Origin of the sequence: Streptomyces sp. ISL-12 (assembly GCF_018614415.1) — a bacterium.
Lineage (GTDB): Bacteria > Actinomycetota > Actinomycetes > Streptomycetales > Streptomycetaceae > Streptomyces.
Window position 1 is genome coordinate 75,218 of the sequence record NZ_JAGGOO010000016.1, and the last position, 26,963, is coordinate 102,180.

Genomic DNA, 26,963 nt, shown 5'->3' on the forward strand with positions numbered 1-26,963 from the left:
AGGAATTGATTTTCTTTATCTCTGCTTCATTGGTTGCCGGCCCGGGCGCCGAGTCACTCGCCTCCGCCTCCGCCATCACCGCCCCCGCCGTCGCCCCCGCCTCCGTCTCCTCCGTCCGCGCCCCAGCCGTCACCCCCGCCGGGTTCGTTGTCCGGGCGTCCCCTGCCGAGGTTGCTGTACCAAGGACGGCCCCACGCGTCGTCGTCGGCGGCGGCGGGCTCGCCCCGGTACACGGGGCGTCCCCGTTCCGCGCGGAACCGTGCCGAGCCCGTCGTGTCCCCGAGCCCGAAGGCGGCGGCGAAGAGCTGGGCCATGACGGCGTCCAACGGGTCACCGCTCGCGTAGTGCACGGGAGCCAACGGCAGCAGCACCATGCCCGGTTCGCGCGCGAGCCGGCTTGGCAGACGGGTCAGCAGGGCGACGGGCCGGTCATTGCACAGCAGCCGCGAACTCGTCGCGTTCTCCCGCCGCAGGACCCAGTGCCGCCCCGGGATCCGTACCTCCACGAGACTCCGGGACTTGCGCCAGTTCTTCTCGAGACCGAGGCCGGCTGCCGTGTCGGCGACGGTCAGCCGCAGGCCCTTCGACGGCTCCGGGGCGTCCGGGCGGAAGCCGTACGGTGCCCGCAGCCGCAGGACGGGAGCATGGGGTCCCCATACGTCCACGCGCACCAGGCGCCGTTCCACGGCGACGGCGATCTGCCCGGCGGGTCCCGGCGCGAACCGCCGCGCGATCCACAGGGGCACCCCCTCGGCCCGGCCCCGGGCGGACAGGGCGGCCACCTGTCCGGGCCCGCCGCACCGCAGGACCGCGAGGTTCCCCAACTGGTGGGCGAACCGGGCGGCATGCCGAGCCCTCACCGGGGTGCAGGAACCGGTGACGCGGGTGACCGGGACGATGCCGGCGCCGTCCGCCAGCGTGTGCGGCGGGCGCTCCGTGCCACCCCCGCCGAGCCAGCGGCCCCGCTGGTACGCCTCGGCCATGGCGCCGAGGTTCAGCTCGTACAGGGGAGTGGTCCTCGAGCCCACCCGCAACCGGTCCCCGGTCAGCTCCACGGTCCGGGACAGCGGATTGCGCGACCGTTCGCCATAGAGCACCTGGTTCACCACGACCCCCGTACATCGTGCGGCCCCGACCGGCCCGCCGGATGCGTGTGTGCCGGGTCCACGAAGCCACTGCCACTACCACTCTCAGACCGCGCCGGTGTCCTCGTGGTTCCACGAGGGATCGGCAGGGTGACGGCGAGGCTCTGGGGCAGGGCGGGCCCCTAGCCGAGCCACTCCCGCAGGAGCGCCTCCCGCTCCGCCTCCCGGGGCGAGCCCCCTTCCCACGTGCGGCCCCACTCCGACATGGCCGCCAGGGTCGTGGTCATCGTCGCGGCGCCCTCCGCGAGGCGGGTCAGGAGGGCGCGGGAGAGGTCGGTCTCGGCCTGGGAGTAGCCGACGGCCGCGGCCACGTAGGCCGCCAACTCATGGTCTCCAGTGGCTGTTTTGACGTTCAGCGTCATCAGCCCCGGAGCGTCGTCCGCCCCGCCCGAGCCAGGGTCCACGAGATTCAGCACCGTGGTCCACGCCATGCCCGTGACCGCGCCGACCCGCCGCATCACCGTCTTCACGGGCACGTCCGTCACCGTCAGGCTCCGCACGTCCTCCCACAGGTGGAGGCCGGACTGTCCGTCCCCGAGGGCCACGACGCCCTCGGGGGACAGGCGTACCCCGGGAGCCAGACCGGACGGCTTCGCGCCCACGTACACATCGCCCTCGGCGATCCAGAACAGGCCCACCATGGCCATGGGTTGCTCACTTCCCCCGACGACGGCGCCACCGCCGTGTCTCACATCAAAACGATCAAGTCGCTCTCCGCAACGCGCGAGGCCGACCGGAAGTTCCCGTCCCGCGCCCCGATTCACATCTGTAAAACCGATTGCCTACAACGGAAACATCTGTTGGACAGGGTTTACGAGGGCCGCTGAGGATGTTCGTGCGGTAGCACAGTCAACGCGACACCGGATGGACTGCCGCACGAGCGGAGGCGAAATGCCGAGTGAACAGACTGAAGTGGTCGTCGTCGGGGCGGGCCAGGCCGGCGTGGCGGTGAGCGAGCACCTGGGGGCCCACGGCATCCCGCACCTCGTCCTGGAGCGGGACCGGGTGGCCGAGCGATGGCGCTCCGAGCGGTGGGACTCCCTGGTCGCGAACGGGCCCGCCTGGCACGACCGCTTCCCGGGCATGGAGTTCCCCGACGTCGACCCCGACGGCTTCGCCTCGAAGGAGCAGGTCGCCGACTACTTCGCCGCGTACGCCGAGAAGATCGGCGCCCCCGTCCGGTGCGGTGTCGAGGTGACCTCGGTGCGCAAGCACGCCGGCCGGCCCGGCTTCCGGGTCGAGACGTCACGGGGATCCATCGACGCCCGCTTCGTCGTGGCCGCGACGGGGCCGTTCCAGCGGCCCGTGATCCCGCCCCTCGTCCCGGACGGCACCGTCCCGGTACAGATCCACTCCAGCGGGTACCGCAACCCGGAGCAGCTGCCCGAGGGCGCGGTCCTCGTCGTCGGCGCCGGTTCCTCGGGCGTCCAGATCGCCGACGAGCTGCGCCGCTCCGGCCGCCGGGTCCTCCTCTCCGTCGGACCGCACGACCGTCCGCCCCGCCGGTACCGCGGACGTGACTTCTGCTGGTGGCTCGGTGTGCTCGGACTCTGGGACGCCCAGACGCCGCCCGAGGGCGCCGCCCACGTCACCATCGCGGTCAGCGGCGCCCGCGGCGGCCACACCGTGGACTTCCGGGCCCTGGCCGCCACCGGCGTCGAACTCGTCGGCATGACCGCGTCCTGCGCCGACGGCGTCCTGCGCTTCGCGCCCGACCTCGCCGACAACATCGCGCTCGGTGACACCAAGTACCTCGCGCTCCTGCGGGCGGCCGACGAGTACGTGGAACGCAACGGCCTCGACCTGCCCGAGGAACCGGAGGCCCACGTCCTCGGGCCCGACCCGGAGTGCGTGACCGACCCCCGCCTGGAACTCGACCTGGCCGCGGCCGGCGTCACCTCGATCGTCTGGGCCACCGGCTTCGCCACCGACTACGGCTGGCTCCAGGTCGACGCGTTCGACGAGCGGGGCCGGCCGGACCAGCGGCGCGGAGTCTCCCGCGAGCCCGGCGTCTACTTCCTGGGCCTGCCCTGGCTGTCCCGCCGCGGGTCCAGCTTCATCTGGGGTGTCTGGCACGACGCCCGGTACGTGGCCGACCACATCGCGACCCGGCGCGCCTACCTCGCGTACGGCACCGCACCCGCGACCCCGCAGAACTGAGGAGCACCCCCATGACCTCCACCAGCGAGGGCCGTCCGGCCAAGGCCCCGATCACCGCCGGCGGACACACCCGCGTCCGCCCGTTCAACACCCGCGACACCTACCCCGAGCAGAATCTCGACAACGACCTCTGCCAGGCCGTCGTCGCCGGCCGCACCGTCTACGTCCGGGGCCAGATCGGCCAGGACCTCGACACCAGCGAGTCCGTGGGCATCGGTGACGCCGAGGCCCAGGCCGAGCAGGCCATGGCCAACATCAAGACGCTGCTCGAAGAGGCGGGCAGCCGGATGGAGCACCTGGCCAAACTGACCATCTACCTCGTCGACCCGCGCTACCGCGAAGCCGTCTACCGCACCGTGGGCCGCTGGACCAGGGGCGTCCACCCCATCTCCACCGGCCTGGTGGTCTCCGCCCTGGCCCGCCCGGAGTGGCTGTGCGAGATCGACGCGATCGCCGTGATCCCCGAACCGTCCGAGGAGGCAGGAGCATGACGTTCTCCCTGGTGGTCCGGGACGGCGAGCGGTTCGGCGTCGCGGCCGCCTCGTCCAGCCCGGCGGTCGCCGCCCGGGTCGTCCATCTGCGGCCCGGTGCCGGCGCGGCGACCTCGCAGAACATCACCGACCCCAGGCTCGGCACCGCCCTGCTGGAGCGGCTCGCCGCGCACGGCGACGCGGAGCGGGCGCTGCGGGAGGTCACCGAGGAGAGCGCCGACATCGCCTACCGGCAGCTGACCGTACTGGGCCGCACCGGCCCCGGGTACGCCTACAGCGGCTCGCACACCCTCGGCAGGCATGCCTCGGCCACCGCCGACGGCGCGGTCGCCGCCGGCAACATGCTCTGCGGCGAGCACCTGCCCGGCGTACTCCTCGACGCGTACGCCACCGCCACGGGAGAGCTGGAGGAGCGGCTGCTCACCGCCATGCGGGCGGCCGTCGCCGCCGGCGGCGAGGAGGGGCCGGTGCACTCCGCGGGCCTGGCGGTCGTCGCGGACGTCGGCTGGCGGGTGACCGACCTGCGGGTGGACTGGGCCGAGGACCCCGTGGACCGGCTCGGCGACCTCCTCGACGTATGGCTGCCGCAGCGGGACGACTATGTGCGGCGCGGACTCGACCCCGCGGCCTCGCCCTCGTACGGCGTCCCCGGGAACCTGTGATGGGCGGCGCGCTGAAGGAGGCGGTCCGGCGGGCGGTCGCCCGGCACGCCGAGGAGCTGACCGGCCTGTCCGAGCGGCTGCACGCCGATCCGGAGACCGCGTGGGAGGAACACCGGGCGGCCGCCCGCGTGCCCGAGCCGCTGGACCGCGCCGGATTCGACGTCACCGCCTCCTACCTTGGCCTGGACACCGCCTTCCACGCCCGGTTCGGCAGCGGGCCGGTGCGGATCGCGCTGTGCGCCGAGTACGACGCGCTGCCCGGCCTCGGTCATGCCTGCGGACACAACCTCATCGCGGCCAGCTCGGTCGGCGCCGCGCTCGGCCTCGCCGCCGTCGCCGACGACGCGGGCCTCACCGTCGAGGTCTAAGGCACCCCGGCCGAGGAGGGCGGCGGCGGCAAGATCGAGATGCTGGACCGGGGCGCCTTCACCGGCGTCGACCTCGCGATGATGGCGCACCCGGCGCCGGTCGACGTCGCCGAGGCCCGCCCCTTCGCGGTCAGCCACTCCAAGATCTCCTACACCGGGAAGTCCGCGCACGCCGCCGCCTATCCGGAGGCCGGGATCAACGCGGCCGACGCCTTCACGGTGGCCCAGGTCGCCATCGGGCTGCTGCGCCAGCAACTGCCGGCCTCGGCGCGGGTGCACGGTGTCGTGACGCACGCCGGTGACGCCCCGAACGCCATCCCGGAGCGGGCGACCGGACGCTGGTACGTACGGGCCGAGTCACTCGCCGAACTGGCCGAGCTGGAGCCCCGGGTCATACGGGCCTTCGAGGCGGGGGCCCTCGCGACCGGCTGCGACCTGGAGATCGAGCCGGAGAGCAAGCCGTACGCGGAGTTCCGTACGGACGAGCGGGCCCTCGGGCACTACCGGGCCAACGCCCTCGCGCTGGGACGGGAGTTCGCGCAGCCCGGCCAGGCCGCCCGGATGAACCGCGCCTCCACCGACATGGGCAACGTCTCGCAGGCGGTGCCGGCCATCCACCCCTACATCGGCATCGGCTCCCTGCCCGCCACCAACCACCAGCGCGAGTTCGCCGCGCACTGTGTGGGCGGCACGGCCGAACGGGCCCTGCTCGACGCGGCCCTCGCGCTGGCCTGGACCGGCGTGGACCGCGCCACGCGGGCCGGGAAGGCCACGGCATGACGACGGCGACAGCGGCGCACGACCGCGGCCGGCACCGGACCGGACACGACACACCCGGCCACGCCGACGCCGCGGCGGGCGCCTGCCACGGGGCCCGCACCGTCCGGGCGCCGGCCGGCTCCCCGCCCCGCCGCGCGGGCCGGCCCGGCCCCGCCCCGGCGATCCCCGAGCGCGCGCCGCTGACCGAGGCGGAACTCCGCGAGCTGACCAGCCCCACCCCCCTGACCGGCCTGCCCTCGCCCTGAGAGCACGGCGCCGGCGGCACCCGCACTGCTCCGGCTTCTCCACCCCTTTTCCCCAAGGAGGCGCGTATGCCCACGCGTGACAGCAGTGCCACGATGACGACCGAGGCCGAGCCGGCCACCGACGTCGCAGCGCTGCGCAGGAGTGTCGCCGCGGGAGCCGTCGGCGTGTTCGTACACTGGTTCGACTGGGCGGCCTACGCCTATCTCGCCGGTACGGTCGCGACCGTCTTCTTCCCGGCCGAGGACAGTACGACCGGACTGCTCGCCGTGTTCGGCGTCTTCGCCGTCTCGTTCGGCATCCGGCCCGTCGGCGCCCTGGTCTTCGGACCGCTCGGCGACCGGATCGGCCGCAAGCGCACCCTGTCCCTGGTCATCTTCATGATGTCCGGCGCGACCCTGGCCATCGGACTGCTCCCCGGCTACGACGCGATAGGCATCGCCGCCCCGATACTCCTGGTGGTGCTGCGGCTGGTCCAGGGCTTCGCGGCGGGCGGCGAGTTCGGCAGCGCGGCCAGCTTCCTCGCCGAGAGCGCGCCGCGCCGCCGCCGTGGATTCGGCGTGAGCTGGCTGGAGGTCGGCTCCCTGCTCGGCTTCCTCGCCGGTTCGTTCGTCTTCCTGCTGCTGTCCGCGGGGCTCGACGAGAACCAGCTCACCGCCTGGGGCTGGCGCGTGCCCTTCCTGGTCGCCGCGCCGCTCGGTGTCATCGGCTACGTCATCCGCAACAAGATCGAGGACACCCCCGAGTACCGGGCGCTCGAAGCCAACGGCGCAGTGCCCAGCAGCCCCGCCCGCGAACTGCTCCGCTCCCACAAGCGGGAGCTGCTCCAGGCGGCCGGTCTGATGGCCGCCATGCACGTCCCCTTCTACGCCGTACTGACCTACCTCGTCACCTACGAGACCGACCACCTCGGCCACTCCGCCGACAGCGCCGCCCTGCTGTCCACCGTCATCTCCCTGCTGGGCCTGGTGCTGGTGCCGCTGTTCGGCAGGCTCTCCGACCGGGTGGGCCGCAAGCCGGTGTTCGTCGGGGCGACGGCGGCGCTGCTGGTCCTGTCCACCCCCGCCTTCCTCCTGATGCGGACCGGGCTCACCGGCACCTGGATCGCCGGACTCCTCCTCGGCGCGATCCTGGCGGCCATCCTCGGCACCTACGCGGTGTGGTCGGCGGAGATCTTCCCCACCCGCACCCGGCAGAGCGGACTGTCCGTCGCCTACAACATCACCGCGGCGCTGTTCGCGGGCACCGTGCCCTACCTGATGACCGTGCTCATCTCGGCGACCGGCTCCACCCTGGTGCCCGGCCCGTACCTGATGGTGTTCGCCGTGGGCGGCCTGGTCGCCGCCCTCTCCCTGAAGGAGACCGCCGGCCGCGCGCTGCTGCGGCCCGAGGACGTACCGTCCGAGCGGGTCTAGGCGCCGCCGATACAGTCGGCGCGGACACGGTTCACCGCGCACAAGGACCTCGCATGACGTCACCGCTGGGTTTCACCCTCGTACAGCTCCGCTACTTCCTGGTCGCCGCCGAGCGCGGGTCGATGACGGAGGCGTCGCAGGAACTGCACATCGCGCAGTCCGCCGTGTCCGCTGCCGTCTACAACCTGGAACGGGACCTGCGGGTACAGCTGTTCATCCGGCGCCGGGGCCGGGGACTGACCCTGACCCCCGCCGGGGAGCGGCTCCAGCAGCAGGCCCGGGACCTGCTGGCCCGCGCCCGCGAGGTCGAACGGGAGGCCAGGGGAGAGGGCGAGGAACTCGCCGGACCGGTCACCGTCGGCTGTTTCGTGACCCTCGCCCCGTACTACCTGCCACCCCTGTTCAGCGAGTGCACCGAACGCCATCCGGGCATCGAGATCGACGTGGTCGAGGCCGAGACGGACCAGCTCGTCCAGGCCCTGACGGCCGGACGCATCGACTTCGCCCTCACCTACGGCCTCGGACTGTCGGCCGCCCCGGAACTGCGCGGCGAGACGATCGCGCTCGCCCCCGCCTACGTCCTCGTCCCGGCCGGCCACCCCCTGGCCGGCCGGGACAGCGTGGAACTGAACGAACTGTCCGCGGAACCGCTCGTCCTGCTGGACCTCCCGCACAGCCGGGACTACTTCCACTCCCTGGTGGCCGCCACCGGCACCGCCCCCGACGTCCGCTACCGCACCCGCAGCTACGAGACCGTACGCTCCCTGGTCGCCCGCGGACTCGGCTACTCCGTGCTCAACCAGCGGCCCGCGACCAGCCAGACCTACGGCGGCGGCGAGGTCGCCGCACTCCGGCTCCGGGACGGCGGACCCCCGCTCGAAGTCAAGATCGCCTCCGTGGACGGCATGACCCAGACCGCCCGCGCCCGAGCGGTGATGGACCTGCTGCGCCAGATCGCCGCCCGGCCATGACGGTGTGACCCACCTCACCGCAGCGCGGGCGGCGCGGCGGACAGGGTGAAGTGTGGAGATGTCACTGCGCGCTCGCGTGCGCGCCGGAGACCCCGACAGGGCGGACGGGCATCGGCCTCACGTACACGGCCTCCGGCGGCTCCGGCGGCTCCGGCGGCTCCGGCGCGAAGGACGCGAACGGCTACTGGGTGTTCGACGCGAAGAGCCTGGCCTACCTGGGCACCACCGAGAGCGCGCTCCTGGAGGTCGGCGTCACGGACGAGAAGGGCGAGGCGGCGGCCGACCCGTCCTGAGCCGTGCGGGGGAGGGCGTCCGTCCCGGTGGACGCCCTTCGCGCGCCATCAGCACCCGGGCGGTGCCGCGCCGAGGCCGAGGGCGAGGACCGCCGCGCCGACCGCGCCGGCGTTGTCCCCCAGTTCGGCGGGGCGGATCTCGGACGGCACCGCGTACTCGGCCGAGCGCGCCAGCGACCGGCGCAGTCCGTCGGCGAACAGCGGCAGGCAAGAGGCCGCGCTGCCGCCGATGACCGTGACCCTCGGCTGGTAGAGGGCGTGCAGCGCGGCCAGGCCGCGGCCGACCAGAACGCCGTACTCGGTGAAGATCCGCCGGACCGCCGGATCGGTCGCCGCCGCCTCGCTGCCGTACCGCAGTGTCTCGTTGCCCGGATGGTCCTCGCCGAGGCGGACGCGCAGCATGCGTTGCAGGGCGCCGCGCGAGGCGGCCTGTTCCCAGCAGCCGGTCAGACCGCAGTAGCAGCGGGCCGGATCGGAGGTCACCGGGAGGTGGCCGCCCTCGGGGTGAGCGCCGTCCAGGCCGCGTACCGGGCGGCCGTCGACCAGCATCGCGGCACCGATGCCGGTGCCGAGCGTGATCATCAGCATCCGGTCGCACCGTCGGCCGGCTCCGGCCGCGTGCTCTCCGAGGGCCGCGCTCACCGCGTCGTTGTCGATGACGACCGGCACGCCCAGTCGCTCCCGCAGGGACGCGACCAGAGGAAAGTCCGAGAACCACGGCAGCGTGTCCTGGTTGTGGACGACACCGGCGGCGTTGTCCACCGGACCGCTCGCGCCGATCCCCACGGCGGCGGCGGAGGTACCGGGCGGCAGCACGCCGGTGACGAGCCCCGCCAGCCGGCCGACGCGCTCCGGGACCGGTCCGGCACCGAGTTCGGCGCTGAGCGCGTTCGCCGACGCGACCGTCCGGCCGTCCCGCCAGGAGAGGGCCCGGACGCCGGTGCCGCCCAGGTCCAGGCCGACGGTGACGGGGGCATCCGTGCGGTGCCCGCTCACAGCGTGTCCGTGATCTTGCGGCCGAAGCGGAACTCGCCCGGGACCTGCCCGGCCGCCCGCGCCAGCGCCACGGTGAGCTGCTGGACGTGTGCCATCCCGAACACGAGCCGCTCGAAGGTGCCGCCGCCCGCCGGGGTGGGCAGGTGCCCGGTTCCCGGGTAGGCGCGCGGGCCCACCGTCACCACGGTCGAGCCGGCGGCGGTCAGGTCCCGGGCGAGCGCGGGCAGTACGGCGTCGTCCGCGTCGCCGGTGCCGAACAGCAGCACGGTCAGACCGGGGCCCGCCAGCTCCAGCGGGCCGTGCCGGAAGGCCCCGCCCACATAGCCCTCGGCCGCCACCCGGCTGGCCTCCTTGGTGATGAGCGCGCCGGTCAGCGCGGTGGCCGCGTCGGCGCCGGTCCCGACGTAGGCGAACCGGGGGTACGCGGCGGCCAGGGCCTGTCCGGCGAGGCCGGTGGGGAGCGGCCGGCCGGCGAGCAGCGTGCGCAGTTCCTCGGCGGTGCGGCGCAGTCCGTCGGTGAGCGCCTGGTCGTTCTCGCCGCCGTGGAGGGCGGCCAGGACGCGCCGGTGGGCGGCCAGGGTGTTGACGTAGCTCTTGGTGCTGACGGTCGCCTCGGGGCCGCTGCGCAGTTCGACCAGTACGTCGGCGGCGAGGGCCAGCGGGCTGGTGGAGTCGTCGGTCGTCGCCAGGACGGTGCGGGGCCGCGCCGGGCCGGTGAGCCGGTCGAGCAGGGCGACCAGTTCGCCACTGCGGCCGGACTGGGAGGTGGCCCACAGCAGCGTGCCCGGGGTGATCCGCTCGGGGGTGTCCAGCAGTTGCCCGGCGTCGAGGCGCCAGACGGGCAGTCCCGCCGCCGCGAGGGCGCGCTCGACCGGCACGAAGGAGTAGAGGGAGGAGCCCATGCCTGTCAGGACGACGCGGTCGTACCGGCCCAGGTCGATCCCGGAGAGCGCGGCGGGCAGCGGACTGTCCGCCTGCCGCAGCAGCGCGTCGGGCTGGGCGTCGATGTCGGCCAGGTAGCCGGCGGGGGAGGAGGGGGAGGGGCCGGTCATCGGAGTCCTTCCGTGGAGCATGCCCGTGAGGCAAGGGAATGGGAGGCAGGGCATCAGCCCATCACGCACGGAAACGTGCAGTCAATAAGCGAAAGCGTGCAGGTATATCGGCACGGTTCCTGAGGGGCGGGTCAGCGGCCCGGGGCTATCGCCGGCCGCCGCCGACGGTGGGGACGCAGCGCAGGGCGGCCCCGTACGCGGCGCGCTCCTCCTCGGGCAGCCCGTCGTCCGTGAACAGGGCGGACACGGCGGACAGCTCGCACACCGGGGCCAGGGACCTGCGGCCCAGTTTGGAGCTGTCGGCCACGACGACGACCCGTTCCGCCGCCTCGATCATCGCCTGCTTGACGGCGATCTCGACCACGTTGACGTTGGTGACCCCGGCCCGTGGATGCACGCCTTCGGCGCCGAGGAAGGCCCAGTCGACGTGCAGTCCGCGCAGCGACGCCACGGCACCCGGACCCACCAGGGTGTAGACGGTGTCGAGCATGACGCCACCGGTCACGTGGAGCTGGTGGGTGGGGTGGCCGGACAGGCACAGGGCGACCATCAGGTCGTTGGTGATGACGGTCAGGCGCTGCCGCTGCCGCAGCGCCGCCGCCACGTGGTACATGGTCGAACCGTTGTCGATGATCAGTGACTGACCGTCCTCGACCAGCTCCGCGGCGGCCTCGCCCAGCGCCCGCTTCGCCTCGGACCGTTGGCTGCGGCGCACGTCGTACGGTGTGTCGACGGCCTCGGCGGGATCGGCGGGCAGCACCCCGCCCCGGGTGCGGCGCACCAGCCCGGCCCGCTCCAGCTGGGCCAGGTCACGGCGCACGGTCGACCCGTCCACGCAGAACTCGCGCGCCAGTTCCCCGGCTCCGGCGTACCCGTGGGCCCGCACATGCTCCAGCATGGCCTGCCGGCGCTCGGCCGAGGACTCGGACACGGGTCAACCTCCTACGTCTTGCCGGTCGGCCGACACCCTACTGCGTCCGGGTGCGGCCGTGCACGCGAACGTGCACGAGTGGCCGGTCACGCGCCGCGGAGGCGGTGGCGTTCCTCGGCGGCGGCACGGAAGCGTTCCTCCAGTTGCTCCAGCGTCCGGCCCTTGGTCTCCGGCATGCGCAGACAGAACAGTACGAACAGCACACAGACCGCGGTGAACAGCCAGAAGGTGGTGGGCGTGCCCAGTCCGTCGAGCATCGGCAGCGAGGTCAGGCCGATCACCAGGTTGGTGGCGAAGATGACGAAGGTGGCCACGCCGGTCGCCTTGGCCCGCACATGCAGCGGGAAGATCTCCGAGATGACGACATAGGCGACCAGCCCCGGACTCACCGCGTACATCACGATGTAGAGGCAGAGGAAGGCGAACGACAGCCAGTTGGCGCCGGGCAGTCCGGGCACGGACATCACCACGGCGAGCGCGGCCAGGGTGACCGTCATGCCGACGGCGCCCGCCAGCAGCAGCGGCTTGCGTCCGACCCGGTCCACCAGGGCCATGCCCACCACCGTGAACAGCACGTTGACGACGCCGAGGCCCACCGTGGCCAGCAGGGAGGAACTGGAGCCCATCCCCGCGGTCTGGAGGATCTGCGGGGCGAAGTAGATGACGAGGTTGATGCCGCAGCCGTTGGCGAAGAACGCGACCAGCACACCGATCAGCACCATCGGACGCACCCAGGGCGCGTTCAGGTCGCGCCAGCCGCCGCTCCGCCGCGTCTCCTGCCGGTGCACCGTCTCGATCTCGCGCAGTTCCTCCTCCACGTCGGCCTGGCCGCGCACCCTGCGCAGCAGGTCACGGGCGGCGTCCAGCCGTCCGCGGGCCACCAGCCAGCGGGGCGACTCCGGCACGAGCAGCACCCCGCCGGCCAGCAGCAGGCCGGGCACGGCGGCCAGTCCGAGCGACCAGCGCCACGCCTGGCTGTCACCGAACACCGCGTTGACGCCGTAGGCGAGCACGATGCCGAGCGTGGTGAGGAGCTGGTAGCCGGCCACCAGGGCTCCCCGGATGCGGGCCGGGGCCAGTTCGGCGATGTAGACCGGGACCAGTACGGAGGCGGCGCCCACCCCGGCGCCGAGCACCACCCGGGCGAGCAGCAGCACGGTCAGTGCGGGAGCGGCGGCCGACAGCAGTGCCCCGAGCGTGAACAGCACACCGGACAGCAGCAGCACCGGACGGCGCCCGAAGCGGTCACCGAGCGGGCCGCCGGACATCGCGCCGATCGCGCCGCCGAGCAGCGAGGTGCTCACGACGACGCCCTCCATGAAGCTCGACAGGCCGTAGTCGTCGGCGACGAACCCCGCGGCGCCCCCGGCCACGCCGGTGTCGTACCCGAAGATCAGGCCGCCGAAGGTGCTGATGGCGATCGCCAGATAGACGTACCACGTCATGCGTCCGGAGCCGGGGCGGAGCTCGGCCGGGGCGGGCCGGGGAGGAACGGGCGCGCCCTGCCGGGCGCCGGGGTTGGACTGCATGCGTGACCGTCCTTGCGTGCTGGTGGCGGAGCGTCGCCTGACCGGCGGATCTCCATGGGGGTGGGAAGGATCCTCCGCTGCACGGTTGCGTGCGGTCAATAGCGGCAATCGTGCGGAAACAACTGCACGGTTCCGTGTTTCGATCGGGCTGCACGGGTGTTTCGTACGGACGTCGTGTCCGGTGGGCCGGTCGGTCCGGCGCCGGTGGTTCTCCTCCTGAAGACCGGGAATACCCCCGGGGGGTATGGTGTTCCGAGTGTGTGAAGCACCGGTGACGGGGCACGTCGAACGGGAATGGGGATGACGTCATGGTCCACAGCACGCACCACACCGGACACCACGGTCCGCACGACGGCCCGCACACCGCCGCGGCGTCCTGGCCCATGGCGGTGAAGGCGACGCTGCACTGTCTGACCGGCTGTGCCGTCGGTGAGATTCTCGGCATGGTCATCGGCACCGCCCTGATGTGGGGCAACGTCCCGACCATGGCGCTGGCGATCGCGCTCGCCTTCGTGTTCGGCTACTCGTTCACCCTGTTCGGCGTCCGCCGCTCCGGCCTGGACCTCAGAGCCGCGATCAGGGTCGCGCTCGCCGCCGACACCGTGTCCATCGCCGTGATGGAACTCGTCGACAACGGCATCATCGCCCTGGTCCCCGGAGCCATGGACGCACACCTGTCGGACGGGCTGTTCTGGTCGGCGCTCCTGGGCGGGTTCGGCGTCGCCTTCCTGATCACGACCCCGGTCAACAAGTGGATGATCGGCCGCGGCAAGGGTCACGCCGTCGTCCACGCCCACCACTGAGGCGCCGGCCTCCCGAGCGGTTACGGGGGGGCCGGCGTGTCAGCGGAGCGGGCGGACCAGGACCCGTCGCAGGTCGCGGAGGTCGACGTCGAAGGTGTCGGCCCGTGGTGCGCAGCCCCGGGATTCGGCGGCGGCATGTCGCTCGGCGCAGCCGCCGCTCAGCGCAGCCGCGCTGCGGTGGACGGCCATGACACGGCCGTGGACCGGTGGGCGGGACGTCACCAGTTCTTGTACCGCACCTCGCCCAGGCCGCAGAACGTGCAGCCGGCGCTCAGGAAGTCCTCCGTGCGGCGGAACTCCTCGTCGGCCAGGTGCCACCGCAGCCACGCGGTGATGATGTGCTGACCGTTGCGCGTGGCGGCGATGTGATCGGTGCCGTCGAGGATGCTGAACCACACCGGGACATCGGTGTTGGTGTAGTCGCGCTCCACGTTCGAGGTGGCGAAGTCGTCGTCGCCGCCGATGTAGAGGGCCGGATTGCGCAGACTGTCCGGGCCGTTGCCGTCGAAGGAGCCGCCCGCCACGTGGACGGTGGTCTCCAGCCGCGGGTCGTCGGCGACGTCGAACGTCCCGATCGATCCGCGGGAATGGCCGCCGAAGGCCACCTCGGTGAGATCGAGGTCCTGGTACAGCGGGTCGCCGGAGTCGGTGTTCACGTCCTCCAGCCAGTCGAGGGCGTCGACCATGTAGGCGCCGCTGCTGGACGAGACCTCGCTGTAGACCACGAACCCGTGCGACGCCCACTGGCGCAGCATGTCCTCGTAGGCCGCCGGGTCGGAGCCCGCGCCCGGGCCCCAGACGAGGACCGGGTGGTCCACACCGTCCCGGCCGGCGGCGGCCGGGTACACCAGCCATCCGTCGCCGCCGGGGCCGGCCGACTCGTCGACGGTCACCGCGTACGGCCCCGGCGCGGTCACGTCGGACACCGGAGGCAGGGACCCGGGCGGGGGATCGCCCGGCCCGCCGTCGCCCGCCGCCTCGACCAGCACGTCGTCGACCGTCAGCGACTCCAGGACGCTGTTGGCGTCCAGCGAGAACCGCAGTCGCAGCTGGTGTCCGTCGACCGACGCGGGCAGGCGGAACGACGCCGCGCCGGTGGCGGTGCGCGCCGACTCCAGCGAGGTGAACGACCCGCCGTCGACCGAGTAGGCGGCGGTGAACGTCTCCCCGAGGTCCAGCCCGGACGCCGCCCGGGTGTACGACACCGTCACCTCGCTGTGCCCGGTCAGATCGATGGGCGCGGACGTCAGCGACGGGTCGGAGAGCAGCGAACCGCTCAACCGGGCGCCGTACGTGCCGGTGGTGACGGAGCCGTCGGCGGTGAAGGTGCCGAGCCCGTCGGAGAAGTCCTCGCCGTAGACCGCGCCGGCGGCGGCAGCGGGAGGCGTGAGCGTACCGGCGGCTCCCACGGACAGGGCGGTGAGGGCCACGGTGCCGCACACGCGTAAGCGCCAACTGGAACGAGACATGTCGGAAATCCCTCCTGGCCGCGCCGGCCGGCTGCGCCGTCGGCGCGGGGTCGTGTCGTCGGTTGCGGGGACGTGCCTGCCTGTCGCGGTTGCCGAAGGAGAACGTCTCGGCACCGGAACGAGCCGATTCAAGCGGGGAGCCGCGACGCGGGAACCACGTGAATCACCGGTGCGGCGCGGCGGGGCCCGGCACCGGGACCGGACCCGGCGGGGCCTTGCGCGGCCGGTATTCTTCGGGGGTGACGCAACACCCCAGGCCGGACGAACGGCGGTCCCCGAACCCCGGTCCGAAAGCCGCCGCCCGCAACCGGGCGGCCCTGATCGCCGCCGCCCGGGAGATCTACGCGGAGGCCGGCCTCAACGCCCCGCTGTCCGCGATCGCACGCCGGGCCGGCGTCGGACAGGGCGTTCTCTACCGGCACTTCCCCGACCGGGCCGCCGTCGCGGCCGCCGTGCTGGAGGAGAACGTGCGGCAGGTCGAGCAGGCCGCAGCGGCCGAGGGCGCCACCTTCGAGGACGCCCTTGGTGTCCTGTCCTGGCACCTGACGGAGTCGTCGGCCTTCATCAGCCTGCTGCACGCCGACGAGGCGGACCGGCGATCCGGGACCTCCGCGACCCACGCGTACGCCCGCGCCCTCTCCGAACGGGTCGAGCGCGCGCTGCGCGACCGCCTGCCGCCGGGGCACCGGCTGGCCGCGGCCGACGATCTGACGCTCGCCGTCGCCATGGTCTCCGGTGCCGTCATCGGCCCGACCCACGAGGAGCGGACCGCCCGGGTACTGGCGGCCTGGCGGCTTCTCGGCGTCGAGGTGGGGCCGGTGCGGCCGTTCGAGGGGTGAGCGCGGACGGGGCGTCAGCCGCCGACGGACCGGCGGACGGGCACCTCGGCGAGCCTCTCCGCGCAGTGATCGTTCCCGCGTACGGGCGGGACCTCCTCCGGCTCCCGTCCGGCACCGCCCCGAAACCGCAGGCGCCCCTCCGCGCCTCAGGGCACCAGCAACTGTCCGGCCGCCAGGGCACGGTAAAGGGCGTCCCCGGCGAGCAGTTCCTCGTGGGTGCCGGTGGCCCGTACCCGGCCGGACTCCATCACGACGATGCGGTCGGCCATGGTCACGGTGGACAGCCGGTGCGCGATGACCACGACCGTCGTCTCGCGCGCCACGTCCACGACCACGTCGCGCAGGGCGCGTTCGTTGGCGGCGTCGAGCTGGGACGTGGCCTCGTCCAGGAGCAGCAGCCGGGGCCGGCGCAGCAGCGCCCGGGCGATGGCCACCCGCTGGCGTTCGCCGCCGGACAGCCGCGTGCCCCGGTGGCCGACCGGCGTGTCGAGCCCCTGGGGCAGGGCGCGCGCGAACGCGTCGAGACGGGTGCGGACGAGCACCTCGCCGATCTCGTCCTCGGTGGCGTCGGGGGCGGCGAACAGCAGGTTCTCCCGCAGCGTGCCGGAGAGCACGGGCGCGTCCTGCTCGATGTAGCCGATGCCGGCCCGCAGGTCGGCCAGGGGGAGGTCGCGTACGTCCCGGCCGTCGATGAGAACCCGGCCGGAGGTCGGCTCGTAGAACCGTTCCAGCAGGGCGAACACGGTGGACTTGCCCGCCCCGGACGGGCCGACCAGGGCGGTCATCCGGCCGCCGGGCGCGGTGAAGTCCACTGCCCGGTGCACGTCGGGCAGTTCGGGCCGGTAGCGGAAGGAGACCTTCTCGAAGGTGACGGTGGCCGGGGGACCGGCCCGCCCGCCCGTGCTCACGTCGCGGCTCTCCGGCGGGGCCTCCGGGGCGGTGTCGGTCTCCAGGAGGTCGATCTCCCGCAGCCGGGCCACGGCCGCCGCCCCGACGTGGAACTGCGTGGTCGCCTGGATCAGCTCGGACACCGGCTGCGTCAGGTAGAAGAGCAGCATCAGGAAGGCCACCAGCACCGAGACCTCGACGGTCCCCGACGCCACCCGGGCGCCGCCCACACTCAGGACGCACAGGAACGACAACTGCACGGACAGGCCCGCCGAGGTGCCCATCAGCGCCTGCCAGCCGGCCGCCCGGACACCGCTGCGCCAGGCCTCGTCGGCACTCCGGTGCACCGCGGCCGTCTCCCGGTCCTCGGCCCCGGACGCCTTCACCGTCCGCAGGGCGCCCAGGGCCCGTTCCAGTACGGCGCCCATCTCACCCACCGCGGCCTGGGCCCGCGCGGTGGCCCGCGCGATACGGGGCATGGTGACGGCCAGCACCGCGCAGGTGAGCGCGATGACACCGGCGGTCACGCCGAGCAGTACCGGGTCGAGCAGCCCCATCGTCACGGTGACGCCCGTCAGGGCGAGCGTACTGGTGACGGCCGAGACCAGTGACTGGGTGGTGACCTGCCGGAGCAGCGTCGTGTCCGAGGAGACCCGCGACAGGAGGTCACCGGGTTCCAGCCGGTCGAGTTCGGTGATCCTCAGACGCAGCAGCCTGCCCGTGATCCCGTGCCGGGCGCCGCGCACCACCGACTCGGCGGCGCGCGCCAGGACGTACTGGCCGAGTGCGCGCAGCACGGCGCCGAGCACGACGAGCACCGAGAGGGCGGTCAGGGCGCCGGTGACGGGCCGCCGGTCGCCGAGGCCGTCGATCAGTTCCTTGGCCGCGAGCGGCTGGGCCAGCATGGCCGCCGTACCGGCGAGACCCAGCAGTCCGCCGCAGACGATCCGCGGCAGCTGACCGCGGGCGTACCGCAGCAGGGCACGGCCGGTCGTGCGCAGCGTCAGGGAGGCGAGGGGGAGCGGCGGGGCGGCGGGCGGCCGGGCGCGCACGGCGGGCCCTCAGCGGGCGGCCGGGGCCGGGCGGGAGCCGACGCGGCGCCGTACCGCCGGGAAGACCCGCGTCGCGAGCCGCTCCAGGTGGGCCAGCGTCTCGTCCGTCCCCTCGGCTCCCTCCACCTGGCACATGACGCGGGTGCAGCCGGAGACGCCGATGTGGTGCGCCAGCCGCTCCACGCAGGTCTCCACCGGCCCGACCGGGTGGTGGGCGAGGATCCGGCCCGCCAGCGTCGCGACGTGCTCCTCGGTCACCGGCGGCGCGGCCGGCAGCGACGGGTCGGGCGGCAGACCGCGGTGCTGGTTGAGCGCGAGGATGAACCGGGCCCGGTCCCGCATCAGCCGCTCGGCCTCCCGCGGGGAGCCGGTCACCCGGGTGAACACGGCGAACGCGTGCCCGCCCACGGGCGCGCCCGCACCGGTGGCGCGGACCCGCCGGGCGTGGAGGGCCACCATCTCCGCCTTCGCCTCGGCGCTCTTGTCGAAGAACAGCATCAGCGGCAGTCCCCGGTCGGCGGCCAGCTCGATCGAGGCGGGGGAGCCGGCCGCCACGTACACCGGCGGGTGCGGTGAGGTGCGCGCCGCGGGCAGCGGCCGGACCGACGGCGGGGCGGGCGCCGCGAGACCCGTGGGCACCTCGCCGCGCAGCGCGTCGAGCAGGCGGTCCAGCGGCCGGCCCAGCCCGGCCCGCCAGTCGCCGATCCCGCCGCCCAGCACCTCGTACTCGACACCCGGGACGCCGCGCCCCACCCCGAGGACGAACCGGCCGCCCGACACCTGGTCGAGCAGCGCCGCCTGCTCGGCCGTGTGCACGGGCGAGTGCAGCGGCAGGACGGTCACCGCCGTGCCGACGTGGACACGCTCCGTCCGGCCCAGCAGGTACGCGGCGAGGGCCAGTGCCGACGGGTTGACGGCGGAGTCGAGGAAGTGGTGCTCGGTCAGCCACACGTCGTCCAGACCGAGCGCCTCCGCGCCCCTGGCCACCGCCACCGTACGGGCGAGTACTTCGGAGTCCGTCTGGCCCGGGTACCGGTCGGTGGTCAGCAGGACGCCGAACCGGACGCCGCCGTCCGCCGTCATCGCTCCGCCCGGTCCGCCGCGGGCACGGACACGCGCTGCAACGGGCGGAACAACTCGACGCCCCCGCCCTCGCCGACGGGACGGCCGTCCACCTCCACCCAGGCGTGCGCGCGGAACGGCTCGGTGCGCACGCCGGTGCACCAGTCCGGCCACTGCCCCCGCACCCGGCACAGCAGCACGGTGGCCACCGAACGCTGCAGACACCCCTGCCCGGCGCAGGTGCGGCTGACGGACACCACCGCCCGGCGGCTGAGCAGGGCCTGTGCCTCGGCGCAGGGACGGGCGCCGCGGGCGACGGCGCGCAGTACCCGGCGCAGCCGGCCGGGAGACAGCCGGATCAGCAGCCAGGCCGCCGTCACGGCGAGCCGGGCGAGCAGCGCGTCACCCCGGGAGAGCGGGGCCCGTGCTTCGGGTACGACGGGGAAGGTCATGCCGTCACCAGCCGGGCCCCGACCAGGCGCGCCACCAGCGCGTCGACGTCCGCCGCCACCCGCTCCCGCTGCCCGGGGAAGGACGTGGCGAGTTCCTCGACGATCTCCGGTACGCCGAGGCCGTCCCGCAGCAGCCGGACGACGGTGGCACCGGTGCGGTTGAGCATCCAGTAGCGGCCGGTGGACTCGTGCAACAGCACCATGCCGTCGTCGGTCTCGGCCGTGGTCACGTCGGGGGCGAGTGAATAGCTCATCGGATTCCCTTCGCGGCACCGGTCCGCTCCCGGGCCGCCTCGACCGAGCGCAGCCACGACTCACAGGCCAGCGTGGAGACCATCGGGATGAAACTCCGTGGGGTGGGGTGCGGGGCGAGGAGCACGGAGCGGACCGCGACCGGGTCCACCAGGCCCAGCCGGGCCAGCCGCATGTCCTCGCCGAGCTCCAGCAGTTCCCGCCGGTGACGCCGCACACCGGCGTACACGTCGGCGCTGAACTCGCCCTTCGTGGTGCGCTCCAGGACCGGATCGGGGACGGTGCCGCGCAGCGCCGCCGTCAGCAGCGGCTTGGTCAGCCCCGGGCGGGTGCGGTCGGTGAGCCGCAGGGTGAGCGCCGCCTCCAGTACCTGGTCGTCGAGGTACGGGGCGTGGTACGAGACGCCGGAGCGGGAGGTGAGACGGTCGGTCAGACGGACGCTCGTCCCGCAGCGGCGTACGGCCTGGACGACCTCGTGCTGCGCGGGATCGGGGGAGTGGGGCTCGGCTCCCCGCTCCGCCGCGTCCCGGAGCAGCCGGCGGCAGACGTCGGCCGCCGGGGCGGTCACCCAGAACGGCAGCCGCGGGTGATGGCCCCAGCCGGTCAGTGGTTCACGGGGTCCCCGGATGGGCGTGGTGAGGGAGCGTGACGCCGCGTGCAGCCACTGGCCGTACGACGGGTCGCGCAGCAGGTTGCGCACCAGCGCGCCGAGCGGCCAGCGGTACATGCTGCGGGCCACCCGCAGCTCGGTGAGGGACCGCAGCGGCGCGCGGCGGGCCAGGGCGTGGAAGAAGGAGGGCGCCGGGTGGAAGAGCTCGTCGCCGCCGTGGCCCGTCAGGTGGACGGACACCTCGCGGGCGGCCAGCCGTTCGGCCACGTAGGTCATCGCCGCCGTCGTCCGCCACCAGGCGTACGGCGCCTCCAGGTCGTCCTCGGGGACGGGGCGGCCGGCGAACGAGTGCGGCACCTGAGACCAGGGCAGGACGAGGGACTCGGCGTCCGGCAGGTATCCGGCCGCCTGCCGTGCCCACCAGGCGTCGTCGTTGGCGGGGTCCACGGCGTCCTTGCGGACGGTCACCAGCCTCCGGCAGCCCTCGTCCGCCGCGGTGAGCAGGGCCAGGCTGGTGGAGTCCAGTCCGCCGGACAGGTCGCAGCCGACGACGCCGGACCGCGTCCGCGCGGAGACCGCGCCCCGCAGCGCGGTCAGCACCTGCCGGGCGCTGCGCCCGATCGGCTGGTCGGCCGGGGGAGGGGACCACCAGCGGACCGTGTGGTGGCTGCCGTCGCGTCGCACCCGGAGCCAGTGGCCGGGCCGCAGACAGGACACGGAGCGCCAGGCCGTGCGGCCGGTCAGCGGCCAGGGCGGCTGGGCCAGGAGATGGCAGACCACCGTGGTCTCGTCGACCTCGCCGCCCGACAGGGCCGCCAGGGGGTCCGGCCGGTCGGCCGCCAGGGTGAGGCCGTCGACGGTGGTGTGGAAGATCTCGCGGACACCCGAGAGGGAGCCCTGGGCGCGCGTCTCACCGTCGAAGGAGGCCAGGGTGTGGTAGCTGCCCGGGATCGCCCGCAGGGCGTCGCCGAGCCGGTCGAGGGTCGCACAGTGTCCGACCACGCGCGCGAGGTCCCCGGGGGTCGCCGCGAAGCAGCCGAGCAGGGCGACGCGGCGGGTACCGACGGAGGCGGTCAGGATCTCGTCGTCCGCCCAGGAACCGACGACCCAGGGACGCCCGGACGCGTGGGTGAGTATCCCGTCCGGTTCCCGGTGGCGCGACGGCACACCGGCGGCGACCGCGCCCAGCCGGTGGTCGGGCAGAACGAGAAACCGCATGAGTCCTCCACTGGTCCACCGGAGCGAGCCGGTCCGACGTCGACGGGCGCACGTGCCGGCTCCCCCTCCCACGTGGTCACCGCGGGCGAGGCGGGGGAGCCGGCCCGGTGGGCTCAGCAGCCCAGCCACCAGCACAGGTCGTAGGCGTCCCAGCCCCAGACGCCCGTGTCCAGGGTGAGTTCCCTGAAGCCTCCGACCTCGACCAGGGCGGGCGGCTCGTACACGGTGTTCTCGCTCATGTCGTTCACCTCCCCTCGCATTCGCGCTCACTGCCGGCGGAAGGCCGCAGTGCTGCCCCCGTTCGTGCTTCATGCTGGGCAGGTGGGTGCAAATGTAGGGACGCGCCGGTCCCGGGCGCCCGAGCGGAACGTCCCGGTGAAGTCCCCTTTCTGTCCTGGTACATGGACAGCGCGATGAGCGAGCCTGAAAACTGGCCGGACGGCTCGCGGGGGCCGGCTCACCGAGGACGGCGGGAGGGACGGATCCGGATGCATTCCGCTCGGGGGACCCGGTACGGCAGAAGACGAGCGCTGCGCGGCGCCCTGGGAGTCGCCGGCGCCCTGGCGCTGGGGACGGCGGCTTCCCGCTCACCGGCACGGGCCGCCGCCGGACACCGGGCCGGCCCCGTCCTCCCCGAGGTGCCGGGCATGCTCGGCGACCGGCTGGCGAACGAATTCTGGTACCAGTTCGACGAGGCGACCTATTTCCGGCAGTCACCGCGACTGCGGGAAGCCTATGCGGAAATGGCCCGGTACCTCGGCGGGAACGCGTTGACCGGTGTCCGCGACGCGTGGGTGAGAACCGGGGCAGAACCCGGTTATCCGGAGACGTACGCCGCCTTTCTCGAACCGGTGCGCGAACCGCTCCGGGTGATTTCCCGCGCTCAGGTCGAGGTCTTCGACAGGTATTACGGCCGGCGTCCCGACGGCATTCTCGACGCGATGTCGTACTTCGCCCAAGGGGTGCTGTTCGATCCGCGCAGGGCGCCACAGGAGTCCGAAGTGCACACCATGAACGGGGACCCGCCGCTCGCTTACCACACCTGGCACGCCTACCAGTACGCGAGCGTCCTGCTGGACGTCGACCGACGGTTCTGGGCCGCGATGATTCCCGTCAACGGGTTCGCGTGGGCGCTGCAGCTGGTGGCGAAGCCGGACACCCGGACCGTCAACCCCCCGCTGCCCCGGCCGACGGTGGCACGGGTGGCGGCGTCCTGGCTGCCGCGCGGCCCGCGGCGCATCGACGCGGACCTGCTGGCGTTCCATCACCGCTGACGCGAAGGGGCGGGCGTACGGCCCCCGGTACGCCCGCGCCCCCTTCGCGTCACCTGGTCCGCCGTCCGCCTGCCCTCCGCCGGGCGTCAGGCGGGACGTTCCGCCGGGTCGGGGCGCGGCCACGGCATCCCGTGCAGTCGCTCGATGTCCGAGTTGAAGCGCTGGAGCAGGTCGGCGAAGGCGGCGATGTCCTCCTCCGGCCAGTCGGTCATGATCCGGTCCAGACTTGCCACCAAGCCGGTGCGCTCCTCGTCCAGACGCCGCTCGCCCTCCTCGGTGATGCGGAACTTGCGGGCCAGGCCGCCGTCGGGGTCGGGGATGCGCTCGACCAGACCGGCCCGCATGGCGGCCGCCGTCTGCCGGTTGAGCGTGGAGACGTCCAGCCCGAACGCGTCGCCCAGCTGCCCGATCGACATCGGGCCCTGCACGCGGATACGGCTGAGCAGGATGTAGGCGCTGCGGTCCAGGACACTGCCGGTGCGTCGGCCTTTGCTCTTGTGCAGATGCATATAACGGCTCAGCAGCATCTGCTCGAACTCCACCCGTTCCGTAGCCCTGTCCGCCCTGTTCACAAGCCCTCTTCTCCGCCCTCTGCGTCGCCGTGCGCACCCTCGGACCCAGTCGGCTCCATCATATGCACTCGACACATCATGTGGTAGATACACAAGCTATGTATGATGCACACCGCGTCTCGGTGGAGACGCCGTCACTCATCCAGGTTTCGCAGAGGAGCTCCCATGGACGGCCCCCAGCCGACCACCGCCCGCCCGGGCGGCGTCGTCGCCACACTCGCCCTGGCAGGCACCGTCGCCGCGGTCATGCAGACGCTGGTGACCCCCCTGATCGCGGAGATGCCGCAGATCCTGCACACCAGCTCCTCGAACGCGGCCTGGGTGGTCACCGTCACCCTCCTCGTCGCGGGGGTGTGCGTGCCCGTCTCGGGCCGGCTCGGTGACCTGGTCGGCAAGCGGCGGATGCTGCTGGTCTGCGCGGTGCCACTGGTCGTCGGGTCGGTGGTGTGCGCCCTCTCCTCCTCCGTCGTGCCGATGATCGTCGGCCGCGGACTGCAGGGGATGGGCATGGGCATGGTGCCGCTGGGCATCGCGCTGCTGCGCGACGTCGTCCCGGCGGAGAAGCTGAGCGGCTCCATCGCCCTGGTCAGCGCCTCCATGGGCATCGGCGGCGCCATCGGCCTGCCGCTGGCCGCCGCCGTGGCCCAGTACGCGAACTGGCGGACGCTGTTCTGGGGTTCGGCCGGCCTCGCCCTGCTGATCGGCGCCCTGATCTTCTTCGTCGTCCCGGACGTCCCGGCCGGCGCCAAGGGACAGCGGTTCGACGCCCCGGGCGCGGTCGGGCTCGCCATCGGCCTGGTCTCCCTGCTCCTGGCGATCTCCAAGGGCGCCGACTGGGGCTGGAGTTCGGGCACCACACTGGGCCTGTTCGCCCTCGCGCTCGTCGCGCTCGTCGCCTGGGGCTTCTACGAGCTGCGCACCCGCGACCCGCTGATCGACCTGCGCACCACGGCCCGCCCCCGCGTGCTGCTCACCAACGCGTCCTCGATCCTCATCGGCGTCGGCATGTACGCCTTCATGCTGATCGCGCCGCAGCTGCTCCAGTTCCCCGAGGCCACGGGCTACGGCCTGGGACAGTCGATGCTGGCGGCGGGCCTGTACCTCGCTCCCGGCGGCGTGATGATGATGATCGTCTCCCCGCTGGGCGGCAAGCTCATCAACTCCCGCGGCCCCAAGCCCGCCCTGATCCTCGGCGCGCTGGTGATAGCCGTCGGGTACGGCCTCGCCCTCCCGCTGATGGGGACCGCCTGGGGTCTGATGGTCGCCGGTATCGTGATCAACAGCGGTGTCGCCCTGGCCTACGGTGCCATGCCCGCGCTGATCATGAGCGCGGTCCCGCTCTCCGAGACGGCGGCGGCCAACGGCTTCAACGCCCTGATGCGCTCCCTCGGCACGACCATCGGTTCGGCGGTGATCGGTGTCGTCCTGGCACAGATGACCGTCACCCTGGGCGGCTACTCGCTCGCCTCCGAGGACGGCTTCCGTACGGGACTGCTGATCGGCTGCGGTGTCGCGCTGGTGTCGGCCGCCGTGGCCTGCCTGATCCCCGCCCTGCGCGCGGACAGCGGTGCGGCCGCGGACGAGCAGACCCCGGCCGAGAAGGCGCCGACCCGCGCCTGAACCGACACGGGCGCCCGGTGTTCACCGGGCACCCGCCGGGCCCGGCATCAGGAACAGGGCCCCGCCCGAGGCGAGCGGGGCTGCCCGGCTCACGCCTCCGCACGGCCCCGCACCCGCCCCGCGCGGCCGCACCGGCCCCGCACAGCGCCCCCGCTCCGTTCACGGCCCGGCCGAACCGGGCATCCCCTCCGCGAGTCCGCCGCAGCCGGAGGGCGGGAACCCGACCGCCGGTTCCCGGCCCCCGGCCCCGCGACCGAGGAGGCCCCGCATGATCCGTACCGGCCAGCAGTACAAGGAATCCCTCTCTCCCGACCGGCAGATCTGGATCGACGGCGAACGCGTCAAGGACGTCACCGCACACCCCCAGTTCGCCCCGATCGTCGGCATCCGCGCCCGTATCCACGACCTCGCCCACGAGGCCGCCACCCAGGACGTCATGTCCTACGCCGATCCGGCGACCGGCGAGCGCCACAGCGTCGCCTGCAAACCGCCGCTCACCCAGCGGGACTGGCACGACAAGCGCGCCGCCGTCGACACCGTGCTGGACGAGGCGCGCGGCGTCGTCACCCGGGTCGGCGACGAGACGGTCGGCGAGATGTGGTCGCTCCTCGACGGACAGCGGGTCCTCGACGAACTGGACCCGCGGTTCTCCGCGAACATCCGGCGTCACGTCGCCCGTTCGGTGACCGATGACCTGTTCCACGTCTCGGCCGACACCGACCCCAAGGGCGACCGGTCCAAACGCCCCCAGGACCAGGACCCCGACCTGCTGCTGCGCGTGGTCCGCGAGACCGACAGCGGCATCGTCGTGCGCGGCGCCAAGTACGAGACCGCGGCGGCCTACGCGAACCAGGCGTTCGTCAAACCGGCCGTCGCCGACTGGGGTGGCACCGAACTCTCGGAGTACGCCGCCGGGTTCATCGTCGACATGAACACCAGGGGCCTGAAATTCCTCTGCCGCACCGGGTTCGCCGGCCGCGGCAAGGCCGAGGACTACCCCCTGTCCCACCGCGTCGACGAGATCGACACCCTGGTGGTCTTCGACGACGTCGAGATCCCCTGGGAGGACGTGCTGTTCCACCGGCACACCGAGGCCGCCGCCCTGCTCCGCACCACCCTGCACCGCTACTCGGCGCTGCCCTTCACCCACCGCACCCTGCGCCTGGCCGACCTCATGATCGGCGCCGCGCTGTGGAACGTACGGCAGACCGGGCTGGAACGCCGCCCGGCGGTGCGGGAGAAGCTGGCCCAGCTGGCCTGCTACCGCGAGAGCGTCAACGCCCATCTCACCGCGGCGATCGCGATGGGCACGACGTCACCCGGCGGACTGTTCATGCCGGACCAGTCCCTGCTGCACACCGGCCGGGTCCTGGCCTGCTCCCAACTGCCGCAGATGACACACCTCGCCCGTGAGCTGTGCGGCGGCCAGATCTGCGTCACCCCGGACTCGGCGAGCTTCGCCGACCCCGAGGCCGGCCGCTGGCTGGAGAAGTTCTACTCGATCGACGAGAACTGGGTGGCCGACGACCGGCGCAAGCTCCTCGCCTTCGCCCGCGACCTGCTCAACTCCGACTACGCCGGGCACCGCCTCACCTTCCAGCTCTTCGCGCAGGGCCCGCCCTTCGCCCAACTGGCCGCCGTCTACCACGCCTTCGACTGGAGCGGCCCGCTGGACCTGGTCCGCGACGCCGCCGGACTGTCCGACCGTGTACGGGGCCCGGAGCGGGACTGACGAACGCCGCCGTACGGCACCGGCCCGGCCGCCGGCGCGTACGCGCACGGCTCGGCTCGGCTCGGAATGCCCGGGGGAACGGCG

At 73.3% G+C, this 26,963-nt stretch carries 29 protein-coding genes; 14 read left to right on the forward strand and 15 right to left on the reverse strand.

Features of this window, described 5'->3' with window-relative positions:
- Positions 1 to 53 precede the first annotated feature (53 nt).
- Together J7I94_RS04915 and J7I94_RS04920 are read right to left on the reverse strand one after the other, a co-directional pair.
- Entirely contained in the window at positions 54 to 1,106 is a 1,053-nt protein-coding gene (locus J7I94_RS04915) for a hypothetical protein (protein WP_215165375.1), read from the reverse strand.
- A gap of 161 nt (positions 1,107 to 1,267) precedes the next feature.
- Positions 1,268 to 1,792: a hypothetical protein gene (locus J7I94_RS04920; RefSeq protein ID WP_215165376.1), complete on the reverse strand. Its 525-nt coding sequence runs from the start codon at positions 1,790 to 1,792 to the stop codon at positions 1,268 to 1,270.
- 244 nt (positions 1,793 to 2,036) lie between these two features.
- Between J7I94_RS04920 and J7I94_RS04925 the strand changes: the two genes are divergently transcribed.
- The 9 genes from J7I94_RS04925 (at position 2,037) to J7I94_RS04960 (ending at position 8,528) form a co-directional block, all read left to right on the forward strand.
- Positions 2,037 to 3,305, forward strand: a complete 1,269-nt coding sequence (locus J7I94_RS04925; RefSeq protein ID WP_215165377.1) for an NAD(P)/FAD-dependent oxidoreductase — start codon at positions 2,037 to 2,039, stop codon at positions 3,303 to 3,305.
- A gap of 11 nt (positions 3,306 to 3,316) precedes the next feature.
- Entirely contained in the window at positions 3,317 to 3,796 is a 480-nt protein-coding gene (locus J7I94_RS04930; RefSeq protein ID WP_215165378.1) for a RidA family protein, read from the forward strand.
- On the forward strand, positions 3,793 to 4,458 hold the full coding sequence (locus J7I94_RS04935; RefSeq protein WP_215165379.1) for a DUF1028 domain-containing protein: 666 nt from the start codon (positions 3,793 to 3,795) through the stop codon (positions 4,456 to 4,458). Before J7I94_RS04930 ends, J7I94_RS04935 begins: the two co-directional genes overlap by 4 nt.
- Positions 4,458 to 4,826 carry a hypothetical protein gene (locus J7I94_RS38125; protein ID WP_251074666.1) on the forward strand — a complete coding sequence of 123 codons (369 nt, stop codon included), beginning with the start codon at positions 4,458 to 4,460 and terminating at the stop codon, positions 4,824 to 4,826. The genes J7I94_RS04935 and J7I94_RS38125 overlap by 1 nt, the downstream gene beginning before the upstream one ends.
- A 39-nt stretch (positions 4,827 to 4,865) precedes the next feature.
- Positions 4,866 to 5,606: a peptidase dimerization domain-containing protein gene (locus tag J7I94_RS38130; RefSeq protein WP_251074667.1), complete on the forward strand. Its 741-nt coding sequence runs from the start codon at positions 4,866 to 4,868 to the stop codon at positions 5,604 to 5,606.
- Positions 5,603 to 5,851 (forward strand): hypothetical protein, encoded by a 249-nt coding sequence (locus tag J7I94_RS04945; protein WP_215165381.1) that lies wholly within the window; start codon positions 5,603 to 5,605, stop codon positions 5,849 to 5,851. Before J7I94_RS38130 ends, J7I94_RS04945 begins: the two co-directional genes overlap by 4 nt.
- Positions 5,852 to 5,917: 66 nt before the next feature.
- Positions 5,918 to 7,264, forward strand: a complete 1,347-nt coding sequence (locus tag J7I94_RS04950; RefSeq protein WP_251074668.1) for an MFS transporter — start codon at positions 5,918 to 5,920, stop codon at positions 7,262 to 7,264.
- A gap of 53 nt (positions 7,265 to 7,317) precedes the next feature.
- The gene (locus J7I94_RS04955; RefSeq protein ID WP_215165383.1) at positions 7,318 to 8,235 is read left to right on the forward strand and encodes a LysR family transcriptional regulator; all 918 of its coding nucleotides are present in this window, start codon (positions 7,318 to 7,320) and stop codon (positions 8,233 to 8,235) included.
- A gap of 50 nt (positions 8,236 to 8,285) precedes the next feature.
- Complete coding sequence (locus J7I94_RS04960; RefSeq protein WP_215165385.1) at positions 8,286 to 8,528, forward strand: hypothetical protein; 243 nt, start codon at positions 8,286 to 8,288, stop codon at positions 8,526 to 8,528.
- 48 nt (positions 8,529 to 8,576) lie between these two features.
- Here the strand turns inward: J7I94_RS04960 and J7I94_RS04965 are convergent, their stop codons facing one another.
- The 4 genes from J7I94_RS04965 to J7I94_RS04980 form a co-directional block, all read right to left on the reverse strand.
- Positions 8,577 to 9,524, reverse strand: a complete 948-nt coding sequence (locus J7I94_RS04965) for an ROK family protein (protein ID WP_215165387.1) — start codon at positions 9,522 to 9,524, stop codon at positions 8,577 to 8,579.
- The gene (locus J7I94_RS04970) at positions 9,521 to 10,576 is read right to left on the reverse strand and encodes an SIS domain-containing protein (protein ID WP_215165389.1); all 1,056 of its coding nucleotides are present in this window, start codon (positions 10,574 to 10,576) and stop codon (positions 9,521 to 9,523) included. Before J7I94_RS04970 ends, J7I94_RS04965 begins: the two co-directional genes overlap by 4 nt.
- A gap of 145 nt (positions 10,577 to 10,721) precedes the next feature.
- Complete coding sequence (locus J7I94_RS04975) at positions 10,722 to 11,507, reverse strand: DeoR/GlpR family DNA-binding transcription regulator (RefSeq protein WP_215165391.1); 786 nt, start codon at positions 11,505 to 11,507, stop codon at positions 10,722 to 10,724.
- A gap of 86 nt (positions 11,508 to 11,593) precedes the next feature.
- Positions 11,594 to 13,036, reverse strand: a complete 1,443-nt coding sequence (locus tag J7I94_RS04980) for a sugar porter family MFS transporter (RefSeq protein WP_215165393.1) — start codon at positions 13,034 to 13,036, stop codon at positions 11,594 to 11,596.
- A 308-nt stretch (positions 13,037 to 13,344) separates the two neighbouring features.
- Here J7I94_RS04980 and J7I94_RS04985 point away from each other — a divergent pair, with 308 nt between their 5' ends.
- Positions 13,345 to 13,839 (forward strand): DUF4396 domain-containing protein, encoded by a 495-nt coding sequence (locus tag J7I94_RS04985; protein WP_215165395.1) that lies wholly within the window; start codon positions 13,345 to 13,347, stop codon positions 13,837 to 13,839.
- 39 nt (positions 13,840 to 13,878) lie between these two features.
- Here the strand turns inward: J7I94_RS04985 and J7I94_RS04990 are convergent, their stop codons facing one another.
- Together J7I94_RS04990 and J7I94_RS04995 are read right to left on the reverse strand one after the other, a co-directional pair.
- Positions 13,879 to 14,028 (reverse strand): hypothetical protein, encoded by a 150-nt coding sequence (locus tag J7I94_RS04990; protein ID WP_215165397.1) that lies wholly within the window; start codon positions 14,026 to 14,028, stop codon positions 13,879 to 13,881.
- A 29-nt stretch (positions 14,029 to 14,057) separates the two neighbouring features.
- Complete coding sequence (locus tag J7I94_RS04995; protein ID WP_215165399.1) at positions 14,058 to 15,308, reverse strand: hypothetical protein; 1,251 nt, start codon at positions 15,306 to 15,308, stop codon at positions 14,058 to 14,060.
- 239 nt (positions 15,309 to 15,547) lie between these two features.
- Between J7I94_RS04995 and J7I94_RS05000 the strand changes: the two genes are divergently transcribed.
- Positions 15,548 to 16,147, forward strand: a complete 600-nt coding sequence (locus J7I94_RS05000; protein WP_215165401.1) for a TetR/AcrR family transcriptional regulator — start codon at positions 15,548 to 15,550, stop codon at positions 16,145 to 16,147.
- A gap of 146 nt (positions 16,148 to 16,293) precedes the next feature.
- Here the strand turns inward: J7I94_RS05000 and J7I94_RS05005 are convergent, their stop codons facing one another.
- The 6 genes from J7I94_RS05005 to J7I94_RS05030 all read right to left on the reverse strand — a co-directional run bounded on the left by J7I94_RS05005 (position 16,294) and on the right by J7I94_RS05030 (position 21,920).
- Positions 16,294 to 18,087, reverse strand: a complete 1,794-nt coding sequence (locus J7I94_RS05005) for an ABC transporter ATP-binding protein (RefSeq protein WP_215165402.1) — start codon at positions 18,085 to 18,087, stop codon at positions 16,294 to 16,296.
- 9 nt (positions 18,088 to 18,096) lie between these two features.
- Positions 18,097 to 19,170, reverse strand: a complete 1,074-nt coding sequence (locus tag J7I94_RS05010) for an LLM class flavin-dependent oxidoreductase (RefSeq protein ID WP_215165403.1) — start codon at positions 19,168 to 19,170, stop codon at positions 18,097 to 18,099.
- Positions 19,167 to 19,601 (reverse strand): lasso peptide biosynthesis B2 protein, encoded by a 435-nt coding sequence (locus J7I94_RS05015; protein ID WP_215165404.1) that lies wholly within the window; start codon positions 19,599 to 19,601, stop codon positions 19,167 to 19,169. The genes J7I94_RS05010 and J7I94_RS05015 overlap by 4 nt, the downstream gene beginning before the upstream one ends.
- Complete coding sequence (locus J7I94_RS05020; protein ID WP_215165405.1) at positions 19,598 to 19,855, reverse strand: lasso peptide biosynthesis PqqD family chaperone; 258 nt, start codon at positions 19,853 to 19,855, stop codon at positions 19,598 to 19,600. The genes J7I94_RS05015 and J7I94_RS05020 overlap by 4 nt, the downstream gene beginning before the upstream one ends.
- A complete protein-coding gene (locus J7I94_RS05025; protein ID WP_215165407.1) occupies positions 19,852 to 21,681 on the reverse strand; it encodes an asparagine synthase-related protein in 1,830 nt (609 codons plus the stop codon). The genes J7I94_RS05020 and J7I94_RS05025 overlap by 4 nt, the downstream gene beginning before the upstream one ends.
- A gap of 113 nt (positions 21,682 to 21,794) precedes the next feature.
- Positions 21,795 to 21,920, reverse strand: a complete 126-nt coding sequence (locus J7I94_RS05030) for a lasso RiPP family leader peptide-containing protein (RefSeq protein ID WP_215165408.1) — start codon at positions 21,918 to 21,920, stop codon at positions 21,795 to 21,797.
- A 408-nt stretch (positions 21,921 to 22,328) separates the two neighbouring features.
- On the opposite strand from J7I94_RS05030, the gene J7I94_RS05035 reads away from it, so the two are divergent.
- Positions 22,329 to 22,955 carry a hypothetical protein gene (locus tag J7I94_RS05035; protein WP_251074670.1) on the forward strand — a complete coding sequence of 209 codons (627 nt, stop codon included), beginning with the start codon at positions 22,329 to 22,331 and terminating at the stop codon, positions 22,953 to 22,955.
- Between the two features lie 86 nt (positions 22,956 to 23,041).
- Here J7I94_RS05035 and J7I94_RS05040 read toward each other — a convergent pair whose 3' ends face one another.
- Entirely contained in the window at positions 23,042 to 23,482 is a 441-nt protein-coding gene (locus tag J7I94_RS05040; RefSeq protein ID WP_215165480.1) for a MarR family winged helix-turn-helix transcriptional regulator, read from the reverse strand.
- Positions 23,483 to 23,692: 210 nt separating this feature from the next.
- On the opposite strand from J7I94_RS05040, the gene J7I94_RS05045 reads away from it, so the two are divergent.
- Both J7I94_RS05045 and J7I94_RS05050 read left to right on the forward strand, forming a co-directional pair.
- Positions 23,693 to 25,147, forward strand: a complete 1,455-nt coding sequence (locus J7I94_RS05045; protein ID WP_215165410.1) for an MFS transporter — start codon at positions 23,693 to 23,695, stop codon at positions 25,145 to 25,147.
- 268 nt (positions 25,148 to 25,415) lie between these two features.
- The gene (locus tag J7I94_RS05050) at positions 25,416 to 26,879 is read left to right on the forward strand and encodes a 4-hydroxyphenylacetate 3-hydroxylase family protein (protein WP_215165411.1); all 1,464 of its coding nucleotides are present in this window, start codon (positions 25,416 to 25,418) and stop codon (positions 26,877 to 26,879) included.
- The last annotated feature ends 84 nt before the right edge of the window (positions 26,880 to 26,963 follow it).